The 19,317-nt window shown below is 52.7% G+C and carries 13 protein-coding genes; 7 read left to right on the forward strand and 6 right to left on the reverse strand.

Going from position 1 to position 19,317, the window contains the following annotated elements:
* Positions 1–5 precede the first annotated feature (5 nt).
* The 7 genes from MYS68_RS37925 to pyc all read left to right on the forward strand — a co-directional run bounded on the left by MYS68_RS37925 (position 6) and on the right by pyc (position 12,523).
* The gene (locus MYS68_RS37925) at positions 6–1,760 is read left to right on the forward strand and encodes a histidine kinase (protein ID WP_248930693.1); all 1,755 of its coding nucleotides are present in this window, start codon (positions 6–8) and stop codon (positions 1,758–1,760) included.
* On the forward strand, positions 1,738–3,381 hold the full coding sequence (locus MYS68_RS37930) for a response regulator transcription factor (protein WP_248930694.1): 1,644 nt from the start codon (positions 1,738–1,740) through the stop codon (positions 3,379–3,381). Before MYS68_RS37925 ends, MYS68_RS37930 begins: the two co-directional genes overlap by 23 nt.
* Before the next feature lie 18 nt (positions 3,382–3,399).
* Positions 3,400–4,359: a phosphoglycerate dehydrogenase gene (locus MYS68_RS37935; protein ID WP_248930695.1), complete on the forward strand. Its 960-nt coding sequence runs from the start codon at positions 3,400–3,402 to the stop codon at positions 4,357–4,359.
* A 37-nt stretch (positions 4,360–4,396) separates the two neighbouring features.
* Entirely contained in the window at positions 4,397–5,320 is a 924-nt protein-coding gene (locus MYS68_RS37940; protein WP_420852194.1) for a dihydrodipicolinate synthase family protein, read from the forward strand.
* Position 5,321: 1 nt separating this feature from the next.
* Positions 5,322–7,115: an L-fucose isomerase gene (locus MYS68_RS37945; RefSeq protein WP_248930697.1), complete on the forward strand. Its 1,794-nt coding sequence runs from the start codon at positions 5,322–5,324 to the stop codon at positions 7,113–7,115.
* Positions 7,116–7,128: 13 nt separating this feature from the next.
* Entirely contained in the window at positions 7,129–8,808 is a 1,680-nt protein-coding gene (locus MYS68_RS37950; RefSeq protein WP_248930698.1) for a ribulokinase, read from the forward strand.
* Positions 8,809–9,073: 265 nt separating this feature from the next.
* Entirely contained in the window at positions 9,074–12,523 is a 3,450-nt protein-coding gene (pyc, locus tag MYS68_RS37955; RefSeq protein WP_248930699.1) for a pyruvate carboxylase, read from the forward strand.
* A gap of 128 nt (positions 12,524–12,651) precedes the next feature.
* On the opposite strand, the gene rpoN is transcribed toward pyc, so the two are convergent.
* The 6 genes from rpoN to MYS68_RS37985 all read right to left on the reverse strand — a co-directional run bounded on the left by rpoN (position 12,652) and on the right by MYS68_RS37985 (position 19,099).
* Positions 12,652–13,968: an RNA polymerase factor sigma-54 gene (gene rpoN / locus MYS68_RS37960; RefSeq protein ID WP_248930700.1), complete on the reverse strand. Its 1,317-nt coding sequence runs from the start codon at positions 13,966–13,968 to the stop codon at positions 12,652–12,654.
* An 81-nt stretch (positions 13,969–14,049) separates the two neighbouring features.
* Positions 14,050–15,681, reverse strand: coding sequence for a chaperonin GroEL (gene groL / locus MYS68_RS37965; RefSeq protein WP_248930701.1), 1,632 nt, complete (start codon positions 15,679–15,681; stop codon positions 14,050–14,052).
* Between the two features lie 31 nt (positions 15,682–15,712).
* Entirely contained in the window at positions 15,713–16,738 is a 1,026-nt protein-coding gene (locus MYS68_RS37970; protein WP_248930702.1) for an NAD(P)-dependent alcohol dehydrogenase, read from the reverse strand.
* A complete protein-coding gene (locus tag MYS68_RS37975) occupies positions 16,716–17,459 on the reverse strand; it encodes an iron-sulfur cluster assembly protein (RefSeq protein ID WP_248930703.1) in 744 nt (247 codons plus the stop codon). The genes MYS68_RS37970 and MYS68_RS37975 overlap by 23 nt, the downstream gene beginning before the upstream one ends.
* Positions 17,460–17,478: 19 nt before the next feature.
* Positions 17,479–18,498, reverse strand: a complete 1,020-nt coding sequence (locus MYS68_RS37980) for an amidohydrolase family protein (protein WP_248930704.1) — start codon at positions 18,496–18,498, stop codon at positions 17,479–17,481.
* 49 nt (positions 18,499–18,547) lie between these two features.
* Positions 18,548–19,099 (reverse strand): DJ-1/PfpI family protein, encoded by a 552-nt coding sequence (locus MYS68_RS37985; RefSeq protein WP_275983658.1) that lies wholly within the window; start codon positions 19,097–19,099, stop codon positions 18,548–18,550.
* Positions 19,100–19,317: the final 218 nt, after the last annotated feature.

The raw sequence follows: 19,317 nt of genomic DNA on the forward strand, positions 1-19,317 counted from the left end.
ACATCATGACCGTTTTTCGCAAAATCAATACATTCGGCAAAGTCGTAACGCTGCTGTGCTTGCTGCTCATTCCCATCATTGCGTTGTACGCTTATTCCCATCAGGTCAGCGTCAATGTCGTTCGCAGCAATATCGAAGCGGAGAACCGCAACCATTTGACCTTTTTCATGAGTCAAATGGAATCCGAGGTGGAGCGGCTCGGCAAATTTTCCGTCATCGGTACACGGTATTCGGGGATCAAGGAGTTTCTGGCCGAACGAAACCTCATGTCGCCGGTCGAACAGCTGCAGAAGCAGACGCGGATTCTCGAGCTGCTGAACCTGCAAATTTTAACAAGCGGCTGGAACAATCAGATCGCCTTGTATTTGCAGGATACGAAAGAAGCGATCTCTACGGATTACTCCGTGCTCTACGATAAAACGTATTTGCAAACGGCGAAGCCCGGCGAATGGTCGCATAAGGTCAACGTCGTTTACGGCTCCGACCAATCCTATTTCTCGCTGATCCGACAGTCGGATGTGCCGGGGCTGCTGATCGAAGTCCGGTTTACGGACGATAACATCAAAAATATGCTGAAGCAGCTCAAGCAGGGGGGTTCCGGAGAACCGTTTCTGTATTTCCCCGGCCAGGAGCCGGTGATGAATATCAGTCCGGAGCACCAGGTTGTGAAGGAACTCGCCGCTTACCTGAACGGCAGGGAACTGTCCAAGTCGGGGTCCGAAATCGTTACGATGGACAAGAAGAAGTATATGGTCAATTTTATCCGATCCGAGAGCCTGCAGTGGTATTTAGTCGATTACGTTCCGCTGGAAAGCGTGCTTTTTCCGATTACGATGAGCCGAAATTTATTTTATTCTTCGCTGGCGCTGCTGCTCGGACTCAGCATTTTGGCGACGCTGCTGCTTTACCGCAACGTTCAGCGGCCGATCCAGATGCTGGTGCGCGGCGTGCGGCGCCTGAAGGGCGGCCAATATTCCGTCCGTTTGGAAAAGCAGCCGAACAACGAGTTCGATTATTTGTTCGCCAGCTTTAACGAAATGGCGGAGCGGATTCAGGAGCTCATCGAAAATGTGTACGCGGAAAAGCTTCGTTCCAGCGAAGCGATTTTGAAGCAGCTGCAGTCGCAGATCAACCCTCATTTTTTGTACAACTGTTTGTTTTATATTAAAAACATGGCGAATTTGGGCCAAAAGGACGCCGTCGTGGCGATGGCTCTGAATTTGGGCGAATATTACCGCTCGACCATTCGCATTGAAAGCGGCATGACGACGATTCGCGACGAGCTGAAGCTGGTTACCAACTATTTGACGATTCAAAACTTGCGGATTCAGCGCTTTGATTACGAGATCGCCATACCGGAAGCGATGATGGAGCTGGAAATCCCCAGGCTGCTGATCCAGCCGATTGTGGAAAATGCGGTGATCCACGGCATCGAAGCCAATCCGGATTACGGTGTGATCGAAATCGGCGGAAGCCGGACGGGAGACGAGCAGTACCGGATCGTCATCGACGACAACGGCGGCGGGATGTCCACCGAAGCGATGGCCGCTTTGCAAAAGAAGCTGTCATTGCCCATGGACGACGAGACGGGATGCGGCGTATGGAATGTTCACCAGCGGCTTGCTCATTTGTACCAAGGCGGCTCGGGGGTGTATTTGTCCCGGTCCCCGCTGGGAGGACTGCGCGTTGAGCTGAGATGGGACGCGGGAGCAAGACAAACAGCAGGAGGAGAAAGACATGTTCCATTTGCTCTTGGTTGACGATGAGGCGAGCGTGGTCGATAGTTTGGGGGATACGCTCCCTTGGCAGGAGATCGGCATCGCGCAAGTGTTCAAAGCTTATTCCGGTTACGAAGCACTGGATATATTGAAGACGAATTCCATCGATATTATGATCACGGACATCCGGATGCCGGGCATCAGCGGCTTGCAGCTGCTGGAGAAGGTCCGGAAAAATTGGCGGCATATCAAATGCATCCTGCTTTCGGGGTATGCGGAATTTTCTTACGCCCGGGAAGCGATTCATCTGAATACGGCGGATTATTTGCTGAAGCCGATCGGCGATAACGAGATCATGAGCAAGGTCCGGGGCGTCGTCGAGCAGCTGCAAACGGAGCATGAGCAGGACAAGACATACCGGAATGCGATGAAGGCGTTTCGGGAGCATTTGCCCGGCATTCAGGGGGATTTGCTGAACGAACTGCTTCAGGGCCGAAGGTACTCCGCTTCCCGGCTGCAGGAGAAGCTCGATCTGCTGAGCATTCCCGCCGCTTTGTCCGAGCCTTTTGCGTGCATGCTGGTCCGCCTGGAGGGGGCTTTTACCGAAATGGACACCTCCAGCTTGTCCCTGATGGAATATGCGGTCGGCAACATGGCGGAAGAGCTGTTTGCGGGGAAATTCCGCCTCTGGAAATGCAAGGATGTCCACGATTATCTGGTGTTTCTCGTGACTGCGTCCGAGCGGGACGGGGACCCGGCGGATTCAGGCGAAGGCAACCTGCCGGATCAGTTTCATTTGGCGGCTTCCCGGCTGCAAAACAGCATCAAGCATTATTTGAAAGGTACGGCTTCCGTTCTGGTCAGCCCGTGGGGGAAGTTTCCCGAAGACGTTCATGAACTTTACCAAGGGATGTTGTCTTCGCTGCGGAAGCAGATCGGCACCAGCAGCGAACTGTTCATTGCCGTATCCGGAGATAAGGAGGCGGCAAGCGTCCCTTCGCTGCAAACTCTTTATGAGCCGCCTACGTTCATTCATTTGCTGGAAGCCGGAGATTGGGAGGCTATCCGCGAGAAGCTGGAGACGCTTTTTGAAGAGCTCATCGGTAAAAAGGCGGATTCCCCCGAATATTTGACCGAGATGTACTTCGGGATGTATTCGGCGATCAGCTCGTTTGCGCACAAAAACGGCCTCCGCCTGGAGGAAGCGGTCGGGGCCAAGCTGGCGGATGCCGGCGGTTTCATGCCGGCGCGCTCCAGCCATGAGCTGAAGAAATGGGCGTTTCAATCGTTCGAGATGCTGCGGACATTTCTGGACAACGAGATGAAAAGCAACCGGGAAACCATGATCAACCGAATCCAGACATACGTGCAAAAGCATTTAATGGAAGACGTTTCCCTGCAGGCGATCGCGGATTCGATGTACATGCATCCCGTGCACGTATCCAGAGTGTATAAGCTGGAAACCGGGGAGAATTTAAGCGATTACGTCCTGAGGCTGAAGATGGATAAAGCTGCCGCGCTCCTCAAATCCGGCTCGCTCAAAAATTATGAAATTGCGCTCCAGCTCGGATACCAGAATCCGAATTATTTTAATAAAGTGTTCAAAAAATATTATGCCCTCACGCCCCAGGAATTTCGGCTCAAACATATGGAGGGCAACTAAAGCGAAGGAGCATGTCCCATGAACAAAAAGGTGCTTGTGACGGCTACGAATTATTCCCGCCTCTGTGCGGAGGCCAAGGCGCTGCTGGAATCAAGCGGCTGCGAAGTGATTGAAAACCGGGTGGGCAGACCCCATACCTTCGAGGAGCTGAAAGAGCTGGTCACCGATATCGACGCGGTGGTCGCCGGAGTGGACACGTGGAACGAGGAAGTATTCAAGCTCGCACCGAAGCTGAAGGCGATTGCCCGATTCGGCGTCGGGGTCGACAATATCGACCTGGAGCAAGCCAAAGCCTACGGCATTAAAGTGTCCAATGTGCCGGGCGGAAACGCCAATGCCGTTGCCGAACTGGCAGTCGGACTCATCTTGTGCGCGGTGAGAAACATTCCTTCCCTTCACGAGTCCGCAAGACGCGGGTACTGGGATCGGTTCGTAGGCATGGAGCTGTCCGGAAAAACCGTCGGCTTTCTCGGATTCGGCAATATTGCGCAAATGGTTGCCAAAAAATTAAGCGGATTCGATATGGAAATGATCGCTTACGATAAATATCCCAATCCCGATAAAGCCAAGCAGCTCGGCGTCCACCTGGTTTCCTGCGAGGAAGTTCTGCAGGGCAGCGACATTGTCAGCATGCACCTGCCGAGCATGAAGGAAACTTACCATATGATGAGCGACCGCGAATTCGGCATGATGAAAAAAACGGCGTATTTTATCAATACGGCCCGAGGGGCTTTGGTGGACGAGCAGGCGCTTTCCCGCGCGCTCAGCAGCGGAAGCATTGCCGGAGCGGCCGTCGATGTGTATGAACAGGAACCGGTGTCCAAGGACAATCCGCTGTTTGGGCTGAGCAACATCGTGACCACTCCGCATACGGCGGCAGAGACGTACGAGACTTACCACAAGGTGGGGCTCGCGACGGCCCAGGCGATTTTGGATGTATTCGACGGAAAAGATCCGGCCCATCTGCTGAACGGATAAGATCTTGAGCAGCCGAAATAAGAAGGAGCCAATGAAGATGAACAACCCGAACGGCATTTGGCCGACGATGATCACCCCTTTTACAAGGGAAAACGAAATTGATTACGGCGCACTCGAAAGACTGATCGAATGGTACGCCGGCAAGCAGGTTGACGGTTTGTTTGCCGTCTGTCAATCGAGCGAAATGTTTTTCCTCAGCTTGGAGGAGCGCGTTAAACTCGCTGCGTTCGTGAAAGAAAAAGCTGCGGGACGTGTTCCGGTTATCGCCTCGGGGCATATTTCCGATTCCTTGGACGAGCAGGCCGAGGAGCTGACGGCCATGGCGGGAACCGGGATCGACGCGCTCATTCTGATTTCCAACCGGCTCGCCAAGGAGGAGGAGTCGGACGAGGTATGGATGGGCAATCTGGAAAAGCTGCTCGCGCGGATTCCGGAGGACATTCCTTTAGGTTTCTACGAATGCCCGTATCCTTACAAACGGATTCTTTCCCCCGGCCTGCTGAAAACGTGTGCCGAAACCGGAAGGTTCTTGTTTCTGAAGGATACGAGCTGCGATATCGGCAATATCAAGGCGAAGGCGGAAGCGGTTCAAGGCACGCCGTTAAACATATATAACGCCAATTCCGCCACTTTGTATGAGACCCTGAGGTTGGGCGTGGGAGGCTACAGCGGCATCATGGCCAATTTCCATCCGGAGCTTTATGTATGGCTGCACCGGAATTGGCGCGAAAAGCCGCAGGAGGCCGAGCGGCTGTCGGATTTCCTGAGCATCGCTTCCCTCATTGAGAAGCAGCTGTACCCGGTCAATGCGAAGTATTATTTGATGCTGGAGGGCGTGCTGGACAATTATCATTGCCGATCCAAGGATCACGGGGATTTTACGGCAACCAACAAGCTGGAAGTGGAGCAGCTGCAGCGGTTGAGCCGTGCGTGGCTCGAGTCATATGGAGGGGGACAATAAGATGAGCGCTGTTAAAATCGTCAATCGCCTGCAGGGCGACATGCCGAAGATCGGAATCCGGCCCGTCGTTGACGGCCGGCGGGGTGGGATCCGCGAATCCCTTGAGGAGCCGACGATGAATATGGCGAAGGCGTGCGCGCAATTGTTGAGCAGCCGCCTCCGCCACGCAAACGGACTGCCGGTGGAGTGCGTCATCGCCGATACGACGATCGGCGGCGTCGGCGAAGCCGCGCGGACGGCGGAGAAGTTCCGCAAGGAGGGCGTCGGCCTGACCGTTACGGTCACTCCGTCTTGGTGTTACCCGCTGGAGACGATCGATACGGATCCGCTGATGCCTAAAGCGATCTGGGGCTTCAACGGCACGGAGCGGCCGGGAGCGGTTTATCTCGCATCCGCGTTGGCTGCGCATAATCAAAAAGGGCTGCCGGCTTTCGGCATCTACGGCAAGGACGTGCAGGACATCGGCGACAGCACGATTCCCGCAGATGTGCAGGAAAAGCTGCTGCAATTCGCCAAGGCGGGACTCGCCGTGGCGACGATGCGTGGGAAATCGTACCTGGCGATGGGCACCGTATCGATGGGGATTGCCGGCTGCATCGTCGACGAAAGCTTTTTCCAGGATTACCTGGGGATGCGCAATGAATATGTCGACATGTCGGAATTCATCCGCAGGATGGAGCGCGGCATTTACGATCATGAGGAATACGAGCGGGCACTGACCTGGACGAAGGCGAACTGCCGCGTCGGAGCGGATGTGAATCCCGCCGTATTGCAGCGGACGGACCGGCAGAAAGATCAGGACTGGGAAACCGTCGTGAAGATGACTCTGATCGCCCGCGACCTGATGGTCGGCAATCCGAAGCTTGCGGATATGGGCTACGAGGAAGAAGCGCTCGGTCACAACGCGATCGCCGCCGGATTCCAGGGGCAGCGGGCTTGGACCGACCATTTCCCGAACGGGGACTTCATGGAAGCGATCCTGACGAGCTCGTTCGATTGGAACGGTATCCGCGAGCCGTTTATGCTGGCGACGGAAAACGATAACCTGAACGCGGTCACGATGCTGTTCGGGCATCTGCTGACCGGCGGCGCGCAAATTTTCGCCGACGTGCGGACTTATTGGAGCCCGGAGGCAGTGGAACGGGTCACCGGAAAGAAACTGGAGGGGGCCGCTGCCGGCGGCGTCATCCATCTGATCAACTCGGGTCCTGCGGCGCTGGACGGCACCGGAGAACAGACTATCGGCGGCTCACCGGCGATGAAGCCTTTCTGGGACATAACCCAAGAGGAAGCGAACAAGTGCCTCGAGGCGACGTTATGGTGCCCTGCGGTCGACTTCTTCCGCGGCGGCGGGTATTCGACCGACTTCACGACACGCGGCGGCATGCCGATGACGATGGCCCGCATCAACCTGATCAAGGGGCTCGGACCGGTGCTGCAAATCGCCGAAGGTTATTCGGTCGAGCTGCCGGCAGACATTCACGATGCGCTCGACCGGCGGTCCAATCCGACGTGGCCGACGACGTGGTTTGTGCCGAGGCTGACGGGAGAAGGCGCGTTTAAGGACGTGTATACGGTGATGAACAACTGGGGCTCCAACCACTGCGCGTTCAGCTACGGCCATGTCGGCGGCGATTTGATCACGCTCGCCTCGATGCTGCGGATTCCGGTGTGCATGCACAACGTGCCGGAAGAGCGGCTGTTCCGTCCGAGCGCATGGACCGCCTTCGGCGCCGGCGAGCCCGTCGGTGCCGATTACCGGGCATGCGCGGCCTTCGGTCCATTATACCGATAAGGACGTGAAGACGGTGGAAAAACGCTGTGTTATCGGGATTGATTTCGGAACCGAGTCGGGAAGGGCCGTCCTGGTTGATGCGGCTGACGGGCAGGAATTGGCTTTTCACGTAACCCGGTATCCACATGGGGTTATCGACGAAGCTTTGCCTGTTTCCGGCAAGCGGCTCGGGCCAAATTGGGCGCTGCAGCATCCTGACGATTATGTGGAGGTGCTGCGCCGATCGGTTCCGGAGGTGCTGCGGATTGCCGGAGTGCCGCCGGCTTGGGTAATCGGCATAGGCATCGATTTTACCGCTTGTACGGTGATGCCCGTCGATGCGGAAGGGACTCCGCTCTGCATGCTGGAGACGTATGCGGACGAGCCTCATGCGTATGTGAAGCTTTGGAAGCATCATGCGGCGCAAGCGGAGGCCGATATGCTGAACGAGATTGCGGCGCAAAGAGGGGAAGTTTTCCTGAGGCGCTACGGCGGCAAAACCTCCTCGGAGTGGATGATAGCCAAAGTATGGCAGGTGCTGCGGGAAGCGCCGGAAATCTACGAGGCGGCGGATATGTTCGTGGAAGCTGCGGATTGGATCGTCCGCGTCATGACGGGAAGCTTGGCCCGAAGCAGCTGCTGCGCCGGGTACAAGGCTTTATGGCATAAGGCGGACGGATATCCGTCGGCCGACTTTTTTCATGCGCTGGATCCGCGTTTGCGGCAAATCGCGGAGACGAAGCTGCGCGGAAACGTCGTTTCTTTGGGCGCCAAAGCGGGGGAGCTGTCTGCGCATGCCGCGGACATGATGGGACTGCTGCCGGGAACGGCGGTGGCGGTCGGCCTGATCGACGCCCATGCGGGGGCTGTCGGGACAGGGGCCGTTAAGCCCGGTCAAATGGCGATGGCGATGGGGACGTCGCTGTGCCATATGCTGCTCAGCGATCGGGAGGTTCATGTCGAAGGAATCTGCGGTGTCGTGAGAGACGGCATCGTGCCCGGCTTGTTCGGCTATGAAGCCGGCCAGCCTGCGGTGGGCGATATGTTCGGTTGGTTCGTCGAGCATGCCGTTCCGGGGCAGCTGCAGCGTGAGGCCGGGGCGGCAAACCTTGGCGTCCACGCGCTCCTGGAAAACCGGGCAAGCCGGCTGAAGCCCGGTGAACACGGATTGCTGGCGCTCGACTGGTGGAATGGGAACCGTTCCGTTCTGGTCAATTCGGAATTAAGCGGACTGATCGTAGGCCTGACGCTTCATACCAAGCCGGAGGAGATATACCGGGCGCTGCTCGAGGCGGCGGCCTTCGGAACGCGTCGAATCATCGAAACGTTTGAAGAGGCGGGCGTCAAGGTAAACGAGCTCTTTGCCTGCGGCGGGCTTCCCGGCCGCAACCAGCTGCTGATGCAAATTTATGCCGATGTACTCGGAAGGGAAATTAAACTACCCGGATCGGAGCAGACGACCGCGCTCGGAGCGGCGATGTTCGGTGCGGTTGCCGCCGGTTCGGAAAGAGGCGGTTATTCGAACATAGCGGAGGCGGCAGCCAAGATGGTCCGACTGCGCGAGCAGACGTATCGCCCGATACCGGAGCATAAGATCGTGTATGATGAAATCTACGGTGAATATGTGAAGCTTCACGATATTTTCGGCAGAAGAGAGGATCGGCTCATGAGAAAGTTGAAGGAGCTGAGCGCACGAATAAGGACCGCAGAATAAGTTTTTCTCTTTGGTTTTATCAAAGAAGCCCTTGAATTCAAGGGCTTCTTTGCGTTGAAGATTAAGTTCACCAAAGCGTTAAAGAACGAACGAGGTCTTTTTTACCAAGAATAACGAATGTTACAAAAGAAATAATTGAAAAATGATGCAAAATAAGCTAGTATTTCATTATATATGACATACTAAATTATTTTATGTCGCATCATAAAATGATAAAAGATGTATTACGAGGAATTTCGAGCGATGGGAAAAGAGGGAGGAAAGTATGACAAATATCCATCATTTCAAAAAGGTATTGGTCGCCAACCGGGGGGAAATCGCGATCCGCATTTTCCGGGCATGTACGGAGTTGGGCATTCGAACGGTCGCTGTGTATTCCGAGCAGGACAATGTATCTCTTCACCGCTTTAAAGCGGATGAAGCTTATCTGATCGGCGAAGGAAAGGGCCCCATTGAAGCCTATCTGGATATCGAAAGCATTCTTGAGGTCGCCAAGCGGTACGATGTCGATGCGATTCATCCGGGTTACGGATTTTTGGCGGAGAATGCGGCATTTGCAACAAGATGTCAAGAAGAAGGAATCGTGTTTATCGGTCCGGCACCTGAGCATCTGCAAATGTTCGGAGATAAGGTTGATGCCAGAGCGATGGCCGTGAAGGCCGGAATTCCGGTCATCCCCGGCACGCCGGAACCGGTTCAATCGCTGCAGGAGGCACTGCTTTTTGCCAAACAGTACGGTTACCCGATGATCATCAAAGCGGCCTCCGGAGGCGGAGGACGCGGGATGCGCATCGTGCGAAGCGAGGAGGAATTGCAGGAAGCGCTTAATCGCGCAAGCTCGGAAGCCAAATCCGCATTCGGCAGCGGGGCTGTTTATATCGAGAAATATTTGGAGCGCCCCAAGCATATCGAGGTGCAAATTTTGGCCGATCGCTATGGCCATACGGTGCATTTGTTCGAACGGGATTGCTCGATTCAGCGCAGGCATCAGAAGGTCGTGGAAGTCGCCCCCAGCTATTCGCTTCCCGAACAACTCCGCAAACGAATCTGCGATGCCGCCTTGCAGCTCATGAAAACAGCCGGATACCGCAATGCGGGAACCGTTGAATTTCTGGTCGCTCCAGGCCAGCAATTTTATTTCATAGAGGTCAATCCCCGAGTGCAGGTGGAGCATACGATCACCGAGATGATCACGGGGATTGACATTGTCCAATCCCAAATCCGCATAGCCGAAGGTTACCGCTTGGAGGATCGGGAGATCGGCATTGCCGGGCAGGAAGAGATCAAAACGAACGGCTACGCGATCCAATGCAGGGTGACCACCGAAGATCCGGAAAAAAACTTCATGCCGGAAACCGGGCGTCTGCTCGTTTACCGTTCCGGCGAAGGGTTAGGGATTCGCCTGGATGGCGGCAACGCCTATCCGGGAGCCTTCATCACACCGCATTACGACTCTCTATTGGTCAAGGTTTGCTCCCAGGCTGTGAGCTACGAACAAGCTGCCAAAAAAGCGCTTCGAGCGCTAAAGGAATTTCGGATTCGCGGGGTCAAAACCAACATTCCGTTTCTTGAAAATGTCGTCAAGCATCCCGACTTTTTAAGCGGCGCATACGATACGTCCTTTATCGAAGGGCATCCGGAGCTGTTTGAATTCCCGACTCCCAAAGACCGCGGGACCAAGCTGCTGTCATACATCGGGCAAACGATCGTCAATGGCCACCCCGGGTTGCCTGCGGGGAAGAAGCCCATCTTTGCGGCGCCCCGGATCCCTGTCACTTCGGTGAAACAGGCATATCCGGCGGGGAGCAAGCAAATTTTGGAGCAGCACGGAGTGGACGGACTGCTGCAATGGATTCGGTCGAGTGGCAGGCTGCTCGTCACCGATACGACGTTCCGCGACGCCCATCAATCCCTTTTCGCCACCAGGGTGCGGACATACGATCTGTTGAACATTTCGGAGGCGACAGGAAAGCTGGCGGCGGATCTGTTCTCGCTCGAAATGTGGGGCGGAGCGACGTTTGATACCGGCATGCGGTTTTTGAACGAAGATCCTTGGCAGCGGCTTCGCTTGCTTCGCGAAAAGATCCCCAATATTTTGTTCCAGATGCTGTTTCGCGGAGCAAATGGAGTCGGTTATACGAATTATCCCGACAACGTCATTCGCAAATTCGTCGGGCTCGCGGCTGAAGCGGGCATCGACATATTCCGTATTTTCGACAGCTTGAATTGGATCGAGGGAATGCGCATCGCGATCGATTCGGTGCGTGAATCCGGCAAAGTTGCGGAAGCAGCGATTTGCTACACGGGCGATATTTTGGACGAGAAGAGGGATAAATACTCCCTGAGCTATTATGTTCAATTGGCCAAACAATTGGAAAAAACGGGAGCTCACATTCTTGCGATTAAAGATATGGCCGGATTGCTCAAGCCTTTCGCCGCTTATAAACTGATCAGCGTCCTCAAGCAGGAAATCGGAATCCCGATCCATCTGCATACCCACGATACGAGCGGCAACCAAATGGCCACGCTCATCAAAGCTTACGAAGCAGGCGTCGATATTGTCGACGCAGCCGTCAGCTCGATGTCCGGACTGACCTCGCAGCCCAGCTTAAACGGGCTGGTGGCTTCCTTGCAGGGCCAGGAGCGGGATACGGGACTCGATCTTTCCCAACTGCAAAAGCTGTCCGATTATTGGGAAGACGTCCGCGCCTATTATGAAGGATTTGAGAGCGGCATGAAGTCGCCGAGTTCGGAGATTTATCTCCATGAAATGCCCGGCGGGCAGTACACCAATCTTCATCAGCAGGCCAAGGGCGTAGGATTGGAAGAACGGTGGGAAGAGGTCAAGACGGCGTACTCCACCGTCAATCGGATGTTTGGCGATATCGTGAAGGTCACTCCGTCTTCCAAAGTCGTAGGGGATATGGCGCTGTTTATGGTGCAAAACCGTTTAAGCGAAGAAGACATCTATGAAAAAGGCGAGCTGCTCAATTTCCCGGAATCGGTGGTTCAGTTTTTCCAGGGCTATCTGGGACAGCCTCCCGGCGGGTTTCCGGAAAAGCTGCGCGATGTCATTCTGAAAGGCCGCGAATATTTCACCTGCCGGCCGGGCGAGCTGCTCCCCGCCGTTGATTTTGCTCAAATTCGCATGGAATTGGAACAGAAATTGGGACGTCCTGTGAACGATTATGATTTGATGAGCTACCTGATGTATCCGAAAGTATTTTTGGATAAAGAAAAGGTAACCGGAGAGTTCGGCGATATTTCCGTGCTGGATACGCCTACGTTCTTTTACGGGCTTCGTCTTGGCGAAGAGATTGCCGTCAACATTGAACAGGGGAAGACGCTCATGGTGAAGCTGATCGCCATAGGGCCGCTCGCCCCTGACGGAACGAAAACGATATACTTCGAACTGAACGGCCAGCCGCGTGAAATTCCCGTTCGCGACCTGTCCGCCGAAGTGAGCGCCGAAGTTCGCCGCAAGGCCGACTCCGGCGACCGTGGGCAAATCGGAGCGCCCATGCCGGGCAAAGTCGTTAAAGTGATGGTGGAACCGGGAGATAAGGTGAAAAAAGGGGAGCATCTCTTTATTACCGAATCGATGAAAATGGAAACCAACATTCAAGCGCCGATGAATGGACAGGTGAAGGCGGTATACGTAAAAGCCGGCGATGTGATTCAAACGGGGGATTTATTGATTGAACTTCAGCCTTAAATTAGCGATGAAGAGGGGGAAACCTCTCTTCTTTTATTTCCGAACGTACCGGTGGAGGTGCCGACGCATATTGCCGGCACGCTCGATTTCGCATGACGGAGCCGAGGGCACGATTATTCGACCCGACCTCAGCATGAACCGCGAAGCCGCGACGATAAGTATTTCAGTTCTTCCCTGTATTTCATCACCGTTCTTCGGGAGATTTGAATCTTTTCCTTTACCAATATTTCCATGATCTGCTGATCGGAGAGAGGGTTTCTTTTATCTTCATTTTGAATAATCGTCTTAATTCTTTCTTTCACACTTTCTGCGGATGTCGCCATGCCATCGTCCGTCGACAAACCGGATGCAAAAAAGTAACCTAATTCAAATAAGCCATGCTGAGTTTGAACATATTTGTTTTGCACGGCGCGGCTTACGGTCGATTCGTGCAACTTCAAAATTTCCGCAACGGCCTTCAAATTCATAGGCTTCAAATGGGATTTGCCTTTTTCAAAAAATGCGAACTGCTCTTGTACAATGGTTTCAATGACTTTATACAAAGTTTTTTGTCTTTCTTCAAGGCCGCGAATAAGTCCGTTGGCGGTTTGCAAGTAAGAACGCAAAAAATGCTTGGCTTCTTTGCATTCGTTTCCGCTTAAAAGCTGTTGATAATAATGATTAATCGATAATGTAGGGAATCCGCTCTCATTCATGATAATTTGACAGCCGTTTTGTCGTTTTAGAATAATGGCATCCGGTACGATATATTTCTGGGATACGTTACTGTAAGGAAGGCCTGGGCGCGGGTTCAAGCTGCGAATATAACGAAGTGAATGGTTCACTTCTTCAATGGATATGTTCAACTTATCCGAGATCCGCTTGTGTTTTCCGCCAGCCAAATCCTTTAAGAAATCGCTTACAATCCGATATGCCCAAGGACTCGCGTTACGGTCTCTGCCGATTTGCAGCAGCAAGCATTCTCTCAGGTCTCTGGCGCCTACACCCGGGGGGTCCAAAGATTGCAAACAACGAAGCGCAGACTGAGCTTCCTCTATGCTTGCATGAAAAAGGGCTCCAGCTTCATGAATATCAACGCTCAAATATCCGTGCTCGTTTAAGTTGCCCGCAAAATATCGGGCAATTTTCCTGATTTTATCGGGAATATCGATCAGTTGGAGCTGATTCAGAAGCATGATTTCGAGTGTTTCTTCCGGCCCCCTGACATTGTTAAGCCAATCCTGTTCACTGTCCTTTGAAAGTGCTTGCGAACGTAAACGAATTTTTTTACCGGGGTCTAAGGTCGGCCAAGCGATATCCAGCAGAGGATTTTCTACAGACTGTTCCTGCAAATAATTGACCAGTTCCGCCGATGAAAGATGCATAATATGGACAGATTGCATGAATTGCGGGGAAATGTTTAATTTATTCGTTTGCACTTGCGTTAATGAAACGGAAGGATTCATATTCGCCCACCCAATCTATAGTCAGAGATAATTCCCCTGCATTGAGAATGCAGGGGAATCCGTCATCAACCACCGATATGCTTATTCGAGTAGCTCCGCGCCTCCGCCGCGAGCGGGGCCGCTGGCAGGATCGATTAACGGGTCCGGCTTATTGGTAATCAGCGACTCCGTCGTAATAATTAAAGCGGCTATGGATGCGGCATTTTCGAGAGCGGAACAGGTGACTTTAACGGGATCCATAATTCCATTCGCAATCATGTCGAAGTATTGTTCCGTAAGAACGTTGAATCCATGTCCCTTGGGCAGAGCTTTCACCTTATCCGCAATGGAATTCCCGTCGAAGCCGCAGTTAGCGGCAATGGTTTGCAGCGGCGTAGGCAGCACGTTCAGGACAAGCTGGGCCCCGATTTTTTCATCGCCCTGCAGAGGCTGAAGCCATTTTTCCAATGCGGATGAAGCCTGCAATAAGGCAGTGCCCCCTCCGGCGACAACGCCTTCTTCCAATGCGGCTTGCGTAGCATGTAAGGCGTCTTCGACTCTAAGCAGCTTTTCCCGGCGCTCAACATTCGTTGCGCCGCCTACCAGAATGATGGCTATGCCGCTGGACATATTGGATAATCGCTGCTGTAATTTCTCCTTTTCCCATTCCTGGGTCGTATCTTCGAACTGCTTTTGAATCTGATTTCTTCTGCCTTTAATTTCATTCTTGTCTCCATGCCCGTTAGTAATCGAGGTGTTGTCTTTCGTGACCCGCACCTGCTGCGCAGAGCCCAAATCTTTTACGGTGATATGTTCCAAGGTTATCCCGGTTTCCACGGAGACAATCTGTGCGCCTGTAAGAATTGCAATATCTTCCAATACCAATTTACGGTTATAACCAAACTCAGGCGTGCGAACAGCGACAATCTTCAATTTGTTCGAAATCTGATTTACCAGGCTGCCTAACACCTGGCTCTCGATCTCTTCCGCAATGAGGAGCAGCGGACGGTCTTTGTGAGTTAATTGGTCAATGATAGGCGAAATTTGTTGAACGGAGGTAATTTTTTGATCGGCGATGAGAATGTATGGGTGATGAAGAACCGCCTCCATGGTTTCAGGATCAGTGACCATTTTATGTGATATATAACCGCGCTCGAATTGCATGCCTTCCATAAATTCGAGTGTCGTGAACGGGAGTTTGGATTCAATGACATTGATAATTCCGTCCTTGCCTACCTTCTCTATGGCATCGGCAATGAATTCCCCTATCTCTTCGTCTTTTGCGGCGAGCGACGCTACCTTGGCTATGAACTTGTTGTTATCAACGGAAACGGCGGACTCTTTAAGATGATGAACGACTTCTTTGACCGCGAGTTCCATCCCTTTTTTTAAAAAAATCGGATTGGCGCCATTGCGAACGGACTTCAGACCTTCCTTCACCATAGCCTGGGCAAGTACGGTAGCGGTGGTTGTGCCGTCACCCGCACTATTATTCGTATGATTGGCTACTTCCTTAACCAGCATGGCGCCCATATTCTCGAAGGGATCCTCGAGTTCAATTTCACCTGCGATAAATACTCCATCGTTGGAGACCAAGGGAGTGGAAAACGGTCGATCGATGATGACATTGCGGCCCTTCGGTCCGAGTGTGGATTTGACGATCGCGGCCAGTTTATCGACACCTCGTTCAAGAGCAGCCCGTGCCTCCTCATGCAGCAAAAAAAGCTTTGCCATATTGTTCAATCCCTTCGAGGTGTTTTTATTTTTATGGGACAAGAACGGCTCGGCCGTTTATTTTTCCATGATGAAGCAAATTCAGCACATCGTTCGCCTCGTCCAGCGAATATTTCGTGGAATGAAGCTTTACCTTGCCTCGGGCATGAAGTTCCATCAACTGATACAGCTCGTTATAGTTTCCGACCAAACTGCCGAGAATGCTGAACTCATTGTTGATGAGTTTAAGCGAAGGAAGTTGTACCGTCCCCCCGTAACCGACAACGATATAGGTTCCCCCCTTGCGAAGCATTTGCAGGCTCTCCTCGTGGGTTTGGTCATTGCCGACAAAGTCGATAATGATATCGGCTCCTTGCCCGGCGGTCAGACTCCGAACCTGAGAAACGGCTTTATGATTGGCCTCGACGGCGTGAACGGCCCCGAGCTCCAAGGACATGTTCAGACGCTCCTTGTTCTTATCCAGCGCAATGATATCCGCATTCCCCAGCTCTCTCATGACTTGAACGCCAATATGGCCGAGTCCTCCCATCCCGATCATAACAACATGGGTACCGGGCTTGGCTAAAGGAGCCGCTTTGCGTACAGCGCGGTAGGCGGTGATGCCGGCATCGGCAAACGGCGCTACATCGGCGGGATTTACACCCTTCGGCAGCGGAATCAAGGCCCGTTCGGAAGTTTTCAAATATTGGGCATATCCGCCATTAACGGTGAGACCGCAAAACTTCAGATTGGGGCAGTGCATGTCCTCGCCGGAACGGCAGCTCAGACATTTTCCACAGCTCATCACAGGGTGCAGAATAACAGGATCGCCTACCTGGAAATTGGTAACGCCGGAACCGATTTCGTGGACCCAACCGGCGTTTTCGTGGCCGATGATGTAGGGAAGCGGCGTGCCGAGAGTTTCCGCCCAAACGCCTTCGATCAGATGCAGGTCGGTATGGCAAACGCCGGCTCCCCCGACTTTCACGATAACATCGCTTGGGTCCGTAATGACCGGGTCCGGAACTTGCTCAATTCGTAAAGGCTCATTGTAATTATACAAAAGCGCTGCTTTCATTTTTGCATGCCTCCATTTCGGAAAGTGGTTCCGTACCGTATCGTGTTTGAAACAAGCCTTGGCAATGGTGCCCGTTGAATTCCATACTGAGGCGGATCAGCCGCGCGCTCGCCAGGTAATCGGGAAAGCTCTCCGGATCCAGCTCGCTGCCGTCCGGCCGAATAAACGCTGTTTGCTCCGGTTGATTGCCCTGTCCGAATTCCTCGCGAATGGCCAAATATCGTTCCGCCAGTACGGTTCCTTCCGCTTCAAAAAACGGCAGTTCCGACAAACCTTGAATGGTCAAATTCAAGATAGCCGCATGTTCCAATCCCGAACGGATGAGATATTGAATTAACTTTTCTTGACGGGAAAAATAGGCTTTGATTCGAAATGATTCCCGCAGCTCTTGAAGTTCGCCCTTAGCCATATTCGGGAACGTCTCGAAGAACGATTTGCGCGACGAAACCCCTTCATTGATTTCGGCTGCGGCGCAGTGATCTTCGAGTCTGACGACCACGTTGCTTACCCACGGAAGCTCCGATACCCGGTCGCGTATATCCTCCGCCATGATGAAAGCGAAGTTTGTGGAACACCAATAAGTGGGAAGACGGAATGAAACCGTGACGGATGAATCCTGGATGGTTACTTCATTGATAAATTCCAGTTCGGTAAGCGATCGGTCCAATTCGGGATCGTTGACCAGAGCTAATTTCTTAAAAACTTCTTCCCGCTGCTGCATGTTATCCCTCCCAACTCGATTAACGGCTTACTGCGAGCTTATCTTGACTTAACAACGACTTCTGGGCGGCGATATCGATACCATACAATCGTGCGGCATTTTCGCCCAAAATTTTTCTTTTGACCGCCAAAGTTAAATCGGTTCCGGTTTCCTGTTTGAGATCTTCCGGAAGCTCAAAGGCCATAAATTTCTCAATCAGCCAACCCGGCTCCCAAAGCGCATAGTCGCTTCCAAACAGCATTCTATCCTCACCCACCCAGTAGAGCAGCTCACTGATAATTTGCGCGAAATACCGGGGGCGGGTATGAATGAAAGGCATTGCTACGGACAAGCCGGCATAAACATTCTTTTCCTGCGTGGCGATCCAGCAAAAGTCCTCCAATCGAGGGAGACCGCAGTGTTCCACGATAAAGTTCAATCCCGGGAAGTTGGAAGCCGCCCCGTCAATATCCGCCACATCAAAAGCATCCCGATCGAGCGGGGTTAATGTGGGACCTTTATGCGCGTGAATATTAACGATGCCCAGCTCTTCGCATTTTGCCAAATACCGTTCCGCCCATGGGTCGGTAAGCTTATAACCTCGAGACGAGCCTCTCCATTCGGCCGTGTACAATTTTACTCCTTTAATGCCGTAGGTTTTCGCCATAAATTCCAAATATTCGAGTCCTTGTTCCCCGTCGCGCGGATCAAAAGATCCGTTGCCAATCAATCTCCCCGGGTACATCTTCACAAGCTCGGCATTTTTTTCAATATCCCCGAACGGTTTTTTATAAAAATCCGTCAAAAAGACGGGCTGGAAAATAGCCATGTCCGCATACCCTTTCGTGAACACATCGTGTATCAGCGTTTCCGCATCGTATTTGAGAAATTTCTCCTTCGGCCATAAATACTGAGCCGGACTAAGGTTTTTATGATAATCATAGAAACAGTTGATAAACTGCTCGCCATGGATGTTCAGCTGGTTTTCCGGACTTGCGTCCCATAACGCAATATGACTGTCAATGACAAAAATTTCTTCTCCGTTTGCCGTTTTAAACATGGTGCACTCCTCCAATATTTTAGTTTTGTTTAAACAAGGGGTTTAGCGATTATCGTTTCAGCAATTTAATGAATTCCTTCATATATCCGGGATGATCGATCCAAGCGCGCGACGTTACAAAACTTCCGTCCACCACAACCTCCTCATCGACAAATGTGGCTCCGGCAGCGGTCAGGTCAGGCTTGAGCGACCAAAAAGCCGCACATCGGCGCCCTTTCAGATGACCTTGAGGAAGCAGGGCCAAAGCGGCGTGGCACTCAAAGGCCAAAGGTTTCTTCGTCTCTACAAAATGGTTTAAAATCTTGTTGAATGCGCTGTCATTTCGAATGTGCTCGGGAGCGCGTCCGCCGGGAATTACGGCGCCATCGTATTCGGCGGGGTTGACCTCTTGAAACGCAAGATCGGCTTGAACGCGATAACCGTATTTTTCGGTAAAGGTTTCAAAACCCGGTTCAAAGTCATGGACAACCGTTTGGATCACCTTCTTTGTGGGCGCTGCAATATCAACCGTATAACCTTCCTCCCGCAGGCGGTGCAGAGGATACATCACCTCCAACGACTCCGCCATGTCTCCCGTAATCATCAATACTTTCCTGCTCATTTGTTAAACGCTCCTTTCTTCTGACAACAAATTTTGAGGAGAAGAACTTCCCCCTTGCCTAAATTCCAAGCAAAATCCATGCCAATCTGTTTTTCGCCGATGAAACCCGTCACAACGGCGCGCAGCAGCGCATTTTGAATGCGCGTTAAATGCGAACTGTCGCATGTTGTCGCAATCATTTCGCAACTGTCGCAGAAAATATGAATTTGTGCGACAGG

It is taken from the genome of Paenibacillus hamazuiensis, from assembly GCF_023276405.1.
Taxonomy (GTDB): Bacteria; Bacillota; Bacilli; order Paenibacillales; family NBRC-103111; genus Paenibacillus_AF; species Paenibacillus_AF hamazuiensis.

Coding starts and splice junctions, on each gene's coding strand:
- MYS68_RS37980 (WP_248930704.1), bottom strand. CDS start 18,498: ATGTTTAAAACGGCAAACGGAGAAGAAATTTTTGTCATTGACAGTCAT.
- rpoN (WP_248930700.1), bottom strand. CDS start 13,968: ATGAATCCTTCCGTTTCATTAACGCAAGTGCAAACGAATAAATTAAAC.
- MYS68_RS37970 (WP_248930702.1), bottom strand. CDS start 16,738: ATGAAAGCAGCGCTTTTGTATAATTACAATGAGCCTTTACGAATTGAG.
- groL (WP_248930701.1), bottom strand. CDS start 15,681: ATGGCAAAGCTTTTTTTGCTGCATGAGGAGGCACGGGCTGCTCTTGAA.
- MYS68_RS37985 (WP_275983658.1), bottom strand. CDS start 19,099: ATGAGCAGGAAAGTATTGATGATTACGGGAGACATGGCGGAGTCGTTG.
- MYS68_RS37935 (WP_248930695.1), top strand. CDS start 3,400: ATGAACAAAAAGGTGCTTGTGACGGCTACGAATTATTCCCGCCTCTGT.
- pyc (WP_248930699.1), top strand. CDS start 9,074: ATGACAAATATCCATCATTTCAAAAAGGTATTGGTCGCCAACCGGGGG.
- MYS68_RS37945 (WP_248930697.1), top strand. CDS start 5,322: ATGAGCGCTGTTAAAATCGTCAATCGCCTGCAGGGCGACATGCCGAAG.
- MYS68_RS37925 (WP_248930693.1), top strand. CDS start 6: ATGACCGTTTTTCGCAAAATCAATACATTCGGCAAAGTCGTAACGCTG.
- MYS68_RS37940 (WP_420852194.1), top strand. CDS start 4,397: ATGAACAACCCGAACGGCATTTGGCCGACGATGATCACCCCTTTTACA.
- MYS68_RS37930 (WP_248930694.1), top strand. CDS start 1,738: ATGTTCCATTTGCTCTTGGTTGACGATGAGGCGAGCGTGGTCGATAGT.
- MYS68_RS37975 (WP_248930703.1), bottom strand. CDS start 17,459: ATGCAGCAGCGGGAAGAAGTTTTTAAGAAATTAGCTCTGGTCAACGAT.